This window comes from Paracraurococcus lichenis, from assembly GCF_030657435.1.
GTDB classification, from domain to species: Bacteria; Pseudomonadota; Alphaproteobacteria; order Acetobacterales; family Acetobacteraceae; genus Paracraurococcus; species Paracraurococcus lichenis.
Genome location: NZ_JAUTWS010000169.1, coordinates 1 through 6,025 on the forward strand (window position 1 = coordinate 1; position 6,025 = coordinate 6,025).

The 6,025-nt window shown below is 69.2% G+C and carries 6 protein-coding genes; 3 read left to right on the forward strand and 3 right to left on the reverse strand.

All coding sequences use genetic code 11. The annotated features are described in order from the left end of the window. Positions 1–122: 122 nt before the first annotated feature. Both Q7A36_RS37845 and Q7A36_RS37850 read left to right on the forward strand, forming a co-directional pair. Positions 123–593, forward strand: coding sequence for a hypothetical protein (locus Q7A36_RS37845; protein WP_305108964.1), 471 nt, complete (start codon positions 123–125; stop codon positions 591–593). A gap of 36 nt (positions 594–629) precedes the next feature. Continuing rightward, positions 630–1,361 carry an ImuA family protein gene (locus Q7A36_RS37850; protein ID WP_305108965.1) on the forward strand — a complete coding sequence of 244 codons (732 nt, stop codon included), beginning with the start codon at positions 630–632 and terminating at the stop codon, positions 1,359–1,361. A 480-nt stretch (positions 1,362–1,841) separates the two neighbouring features. Here Q7A36_RS37850 and Q7A36_RS37855 read toward each other — a convergent pair whose 3' ends face one another. From Q7A36_RS37855 to Q7A36_RS37865, 3 genes are all read right to left on the reverse strand, one after another. Next, a complete protein-coding gene (locus tag Q7A36_RS37855; RefSeq protein WP_305108966.1) occupies positions 1,842–2,720 on the reverse strand; it encodes a Bug family tripartite tricarboxylate transporter substrate binding protein in 879 nt (292 codons plus the stop codon). Positions 2,721–3,010: 290 nt separating this feature from the next. Further along, positions 3,011–3,379, reverse strand: a complete 369-nt coding sequence (locus Q7A36_RS37860; RefSeq protein ID WP_305108967.1) for a nuclear transport factor 2 family protein — start codon at positions 3,377–3,379, stop codon at positions 3,011–3,013. 127 nt (positions 3,380–3,506) lie between these two features. Beyond that, positions 3,507–4,808, reverse strand: coding sequence for a serine hydrolase domain-containing protein (locus Q7A36_RS37865; RefSeq protein ID WP_305108968.1), 1,302 nt, complete (start codon positions 4,806–4,808; stop codon positions 3,507–3,509). Between the two features lie 920 nt (positions 4,809–5,728). Here Q7A36_RS37865 and Q7A36_RS37870 point away from each other — a divergent pair. Beyond that, the coding region (locus Q7A36_RS37870; RefSeq protein WP_305108969.1) for a transposase at positions 5,729–6,025 on the forward strand (297 nt) is incomplete at its 3' end.

A 6,025-nucleotide genomic window follows, 5' to 3' on the forward strand; every position in this document is an offset into this window, starting at 1 on the left:
TCTGGGCGAGGACGCGCTGCTGGTCACAGCTTCGGAGGTAGGCTCCGCGAGGAATATTGCCTGCTCGCCTGCCACGATCCACAGGCATCCGGCGTTCTGCGGAACGGAGCGCAGCGGCGGTCATGCCCCGGATCGAAGACGTCACCCTGGCAAGACTTCTGGACTACATCGAGGGGCACCTGCACCGGTGGCTTCCCGGCCGGGATGCCATGCCCGGCCGCGCCTATGCGGCCGATGCCGCCGGCGAGGTGACCAGCCTCGCCTTCCCCGTCCCCGATGACGAGGCGGGCCGGCAGGCGCTGGCGGCCATCCTGCAATCGGAGATGACGAAGCGAGGGGCCGTGCTGTCCGTCCTGGCGATCGAGGCCAGCCTGTCGCTGCCCGGCGCGGAGGGCCGTGACCGGCTCGACTGCGTCGTCCTCGAGGGCGAGCAGATCCGGCCGGTCCGACGAACCGAGGTGCGGCTGCTGGCCATCGAGAGGCAGGGGCGGCGGATTGCTGCCCTGCGCCGGCTTGAGACCCCGGCTGCCGGGCAGCCCCGCCCGAGTAGCGCCACCCAGCGTCCTGGCCAGCAGGCTGGCTCAACCCATTAGCCGCCACGGCGTTCTGGAACGAACCAGGAACTTGGGATGGGCTGCCGCGCCATGTTCACCGACCGCGCCGCCGTGTTTGCCGCCCTCCGCGCCCGCCTCGAGCGGCACGGCGGAGCCTCGACCGACCGCGACCGGGGCGCCGTGCCGGTCGTGGAGGTCGTCGACGACGAGTTGCCCGACGGCGGTCTCGCCCGCGGTGCCGTCCACGAGGTGGCGCCGGCGCGCGGCGAGGCGGACACCGGCGCCGCCTTCGCCTTTTCCGCGCTCCTGGCGGGGCGTGCCGGTGACACGACCATCTGGATCGAGCCGACGCCGAGCCTCTGGCCTGCCGGGGCGGTGGCCTTCGGGCTCGACCCTGCCGCGCTGGTCCTGGTCGCCGCCCGGGGCACGGACAGCCTGTGGGCAGCCGAGGAGGCGCTGCGGTGCCCCGCCGTCGGCACCTGCGTGCTGGTCGGCATCGTCCCCGATCTGACGGCCTCGCGCCGCCTGCAACTGGCAGCAGAGGCAGGCGGTGGGCTCGGCATCATGGTCGTGCCCGAGCCGCACCTCGCCACCGCCTCCGCCGCCCGGACGCGCTGGCGCATCTCGTCCATCCCCGGCACCGGGACGTGGGACCACGATCTGGCCGATCCCTGCTGGCGGCTGGAGCTGGTGGCTGGCCGGGGATGCCGGCCAGGCCAGTGGGAGCTGCGCTGGGACGCCATGGCCCGGCGGCTCCTGCCGCACGGCGCGCTCGAGAACCCGATCAGGATCGCGGCGGGCGGCTGATGCCGGTTCGCCTGCCTCCAGCCCTCAGCGGGTAACCTGCCTTCGGATGTGCGCGTCTGGCACGGTACCGGGACGATGGACCGTAGACGGAAAAAGGGGCCGGTGCAGTGCACCGGCCCGAGGCGCGGGGAGGAAACGAAGTGCCGTATTCGTAGCCGGCGCCGCGGCGGCGCGCTGTGGTCTGCACCACATCGCCGAGGCGCTGTAGCAGGCCGCTGCCGCAAGCGCCGTCAACCGTCTAGAACGATGTCGATCGCACCGACTGCGTTGCCGTTGGAGTCCAGGATCATCGGCTCGACCTGCGGCAGCAGCGCCTCGGCCTCGCTCGCCGCCAAGATCAAAGCCAAGCGCATTCCGTCCTTCCCCTCCTGCCGGTTGGCTACAATGGACAATGCATGGGCACAGAGCGAGCCAGCAGGGTCGTGGCAAAACCTCAGCGCCCTTGCTCGGTTGCCTGTCGACTGGAATGTTCGTCGCACATCACTGTACCCGCCCACCGGCCGCACGAACCACTGGGGTCCACTGCGCGACCTCCCTGCGCAGGTGTTCGGCAAAGCGCTCAGATGGGCCGCCAACCGGATCGGACGCCTGCTGCTGACGGACCGTCTCCCGCAACTCTGGCGTGGCAAGGACGGCGTTGAAGACGGCATTGATCTCTGTCACCAGATCTCTGGACATGCCGGCTGGTCCAAGAAGCCCGTACCAGAGAGTAGCGGTCAGGCCGGGCATGGTTTCGGAGAGCAGCGGCACGCTGGGCAGTTCGGCCAAGGGCGCCGCCGTGGTGACCGCGATCGGCCGCAGCGCGCCCGATTGCAGGAACGCCTGGGCGCTGGAATAGGAGGCGACCGTCATGTCCACCTCGCCCTTGACGAGGGCGGCCATGATGTCGCCGCCGCTGCGGTAGATGACGTGCAGCAACTGGATGCCGCCACCCGCACGGCGCTGCAGCAACTCCATGGCCAGATGGCCCATGTGGCCGACGCCGACGCTGGCATAGCTGAGGCTGCCGGGCTGCCGTCGCGCCTGCTCCAGAAGCGCCGGCACATCACGCGCACCCAGGCCAGGGCGCACCACCAGCACCATGGGCAGGTCCACCAGCCAGATCACCGGCGTGAAGGACCGGCGCGGATCATAGGGCAGATCCTGGTAGAGTTCGTGCGCCAGCGCGGCGGAGCCCTGTTCAGCCATGAGGAGGGTCAGGCCATCCGGCCGGGACTGCGCGACGTGGGCGGCCCCGATCGTACCACCGGCGCCGCTGCGGTTCTCGACGATAAGCTGCTGGCCACGCGCATGCGCCGGGAAATGCCGCGCCATGATCCGGGCAAGGATGTCGGGCGCGCCGCCGGGACCGAAAGGCACGATGGCCCTGACGGTGCGATCCGGCCAGGCGGGCGGTTGGGCAACGGAGGACCGCGTGGCCGCGGCGCCGAACCCGCCGGCTGCGACGAGGCCTCCCAGATGGCGGCGCGAATGGATGGCAATGCTCCTTCGAAGCCCGGCGCTTCGGCCGGCCAAGAGCATGAGACGGAGATGGCCGCGGCGACAAGGGTGCAGACCGCCCCCTCCCGGGGGCTGGCAGGGGCACCTCCGCCGATGATGCCCATGCCGTCGCGGCGATGCGGTGGACGATGCCGCTGTCCTTCGGCGCTCTACCGCGTCACATGTGCGGAGATGGCGAGCCACTTGCCACCACGGCGCGCCCAGACATCGGTGTAGCGGCCATGCCGTTCGTCGCCGCCGGCAGTCCGGTACCGCGTGCGGGCGTGCACGAGGGCGACGTCGCCGAAGAGCCTGATCTTCACCTCCTCGGCGACCAGGCCGCTGATCGTCACCGGCTGCGCGGTCTGCGCCAGGAACTGCGCACGGTTCACAAGCGTGCCGTCCGGATTCGAGCAGAGAAAATCATCGGCCAGCAACTCGCCGAACCGCTGCACGTCCCCATGCTGCACGGAGGCGATGTAGTCGCGGTTCAACCGCTCCAGTGCGTCGAGATCATCGTCCGCCTTCGTCGCGTCCATCCTTCGTTTCCTCCGCATGCTGGCGAGGCGGTCCCGCCGCCCTGGATAGGGCGGGGGCGGAAAGGAGCCAGCGACCGCGCCGGCTGCTTGGCCGGTCTGCCGGCGCGGTCCCGGCCCGGCACATCCGTCAGGCGGCCCTGAGATAGTCGTAGACGGCGCGTTCGAACTGCCCGTAGAGCGTCATCGTCTGCGGATCGCCGAACGGCAGCACCTGGGTCATGATCAGGCCGGTGACGCGCCGCACCGGATCGATCCAGTAATGGGTGTTGAAGATACCGGCCCAGGTCAGGGATCCGGCGCTGCGACCATTGGGTCCGGCCTGCGCATTGATCATGTACCCGAGGCCCCATTTCAGGCTGGCGCCGGGGAAGAAGTCGACATCGACCGAGCGCTGCGGGTTCGTCGTCTTCAGGATACCCGCCTCGATATCGCCGACATGGTTGCGGCCCATGAGCGCGACCGTCTCTGGTCGCAGAATGCGGGCGCCATTGAAGCTGCCTTCGTGCAGCAACGCCTGCAGGAAGGCCATGTAGTCCGTCGCCGTCGAGTACAGCCCGCCGCCGCCGGCCCAGAACTCCGGTGTGAACTGCGTCTCCAGCGGCTGTGGCTCGAGCGAGCCGTCCGCCTGCCGCTGGTGCACGCTCACTTGGCGTGCCCGCTGCTCGGGCGTGGTGGCGAAGCCGGTGTCCTTCATGCCGAGCGGGCCGAAGATGTGCTCGCGGAAATACGCATCGAGCTTCTGGCCGCTGGCTGCCTCGACGAGCAACCCGACCCAATCGATGTTGACGCCGTATTCCCAGCGCTCGCCGGGATCGAAGGCGAGCGGCATGCGCAGCGACGCGATCTTGCCCGTGCTGGTCGAAGGCATGCCGGTCGCCTTGACGTAGCGGGTCGTGTTTGCGTCCCACTGCTCGTAGCTGAAGCCGGCGGTATGGGTCAGCAGGTGCTTCAGCGTGATTGGCCGGCGCGCGGCACGCAGTCGCGGCGCCCCCGAGGCGTCGAAACCCTCCAGCACCTGCGGCGTGCCCAGGGCCGGGTCGATGTTCGGCACCGGATCGTCGAGCCTGAGCTTGCCCTGTTCCACCAACTGCATCGCAGCGACCGAGGTCACCGCCTTGGTCATGGACGCGATGCGGAACACAGTGTCGGGCGTCATCATCGGACCCGACGCGAGGTTTCGCGTGCCAAAGGTGCCTTCGTAGAAGACGCCCCGATCGGTCGCGGCCATCGCCACGACGCCGGGAACCTCTCGCGCGTCGACAGCCCTGCGCAGGACGGTATCGATCCCCGCCCGCAGGCCGGCCATACCGTCCGTTCCCGGCCCGGCCGCGAATGCATCGCCCGGCGTTGCCATCGCAATGGTACCAAACGTCGAAGCCGCGACAGCGGATTTCAGCAGGCCGCGGCGGCTATGATGCTCCTGTGACAATGTTCTTCCCTCCCTCGGCTGTTTCGGCCGCAGGTTCTGACCGCGGCTATCGAGCTTCACTCAGGAGGGCGTGGAACAGGAAGGATCGGAAGCAGCGGGACGAACATTCATCCGGAAGTTGTGGGAGCGCAAGCCTTTGCCACTACTGAGCTTCATCGTCGCGACATGGCGACGGAAGGAATCGGGTTGCCTCAGGCGCCAGTGCTGATGCTCCGAACGGCTTGGTGTGGGCTGCGCAATAGCCGCCTGGTCCATGTCGCACGAGGATGCGGCCCTGTCCCTCGCCGCAGACCTCCTCAATCCCTCGATGCCCCTGGCGGGCGGTCGCGCCCTTATCCGCCGGCTGTCCCTGCAAACAGGAGGCTCACCCAGAATGATGCGCGCCCGGGCTGTCGTCCTCGGGCCCGCAGGGTATTGCCGCCTCGCGGTGGAGGTCGTTCCGGTGGATGGCCCGGCCTTTCGCGCCTACCTGGCCTGCGGCAAAGCCACACCTCCGCCACGCAGAGGGGCTGCGCTCGTGGTCGCCTTCCAGCCCGGAAAGGCGAGTGGCCCTGACCTGCCGAATGTCGTGCTTTCCGGACGCCTGACTCAGTGTGCGTAGACCACCGTTGGAGATCCATGAAGGGGTGATCCATGCCCGCCCCAGCGCCGTGCGCCAGCACGAGAATGGACCTGGAGCCGTCCGGAAGGTCGAGCAGGCCGGAGACGGAGTGCTGATCTCCGACGGCGATGGAAACGCGGGTCACCACGCGAACCTTGTTCCTCGCTCCTGGCGCGGTCGCCGGGCGGCGGGCGCCGGGTAGCGTCCGAGGGTGTGGTGGAATTTGCGCCCCGGCGGGGGAGCAGGGCTGAGGTGGTCATCGGCTCAGGCGGGTAAGGTGGAGTTGCGAAGCTCCCACCCCTGACCGCCCGAGGACCCGATGACCGAGGAGAGATTGCCACTGGCCGAGCTGCTGGCGAAGAGCGGCGACCCGGATTTTCTGCGCAGCGTCGCGGAAGCGGTGCTGCTGTTGCTGATGGAAGCGGATGTGGAGGGTCAGATCGGCGCCGCCCGGCATGAGCGCACCGGCGAGCGGCTGACCTACCGCAACGGGTTCCGGGACCGGGCGCTCGACACCCGGCTCGGCACCCTGCAGCTGCGGATCCCGAAGCTGCGGCAGGGGACCTACTACCCGCCCTTCCTGGAGCCCCGGAAGACCGCCGAGAAAGCCTTGGTG

What these genes read in the sequence shown, in the direction of transcription:
- Q7A36_RS37845 (WP_305108964.1), top strand. Translation starts at nt 123, where the DNA reads ATGCCCCGGATCGAAGACGTCACCCTGGCAAGACTTCTGGACTACATC.
- Q7A36_RS37850 (WP_305108965.1), top strand. Translation starts at nt 630, where the DNA reads ATGGGCTGCCGCGCCATGTTCACCGACCGCGCCGCCGTGTTTGCCGCC.
- Q7A36_RS37860 (WP_305108967.1), bottom strand. Translation starts at nt 3,379, where the DNA reads ATGGACGCGACGAAGGCGGACGATGATCTCGACGCACTGGAGCGGTTG.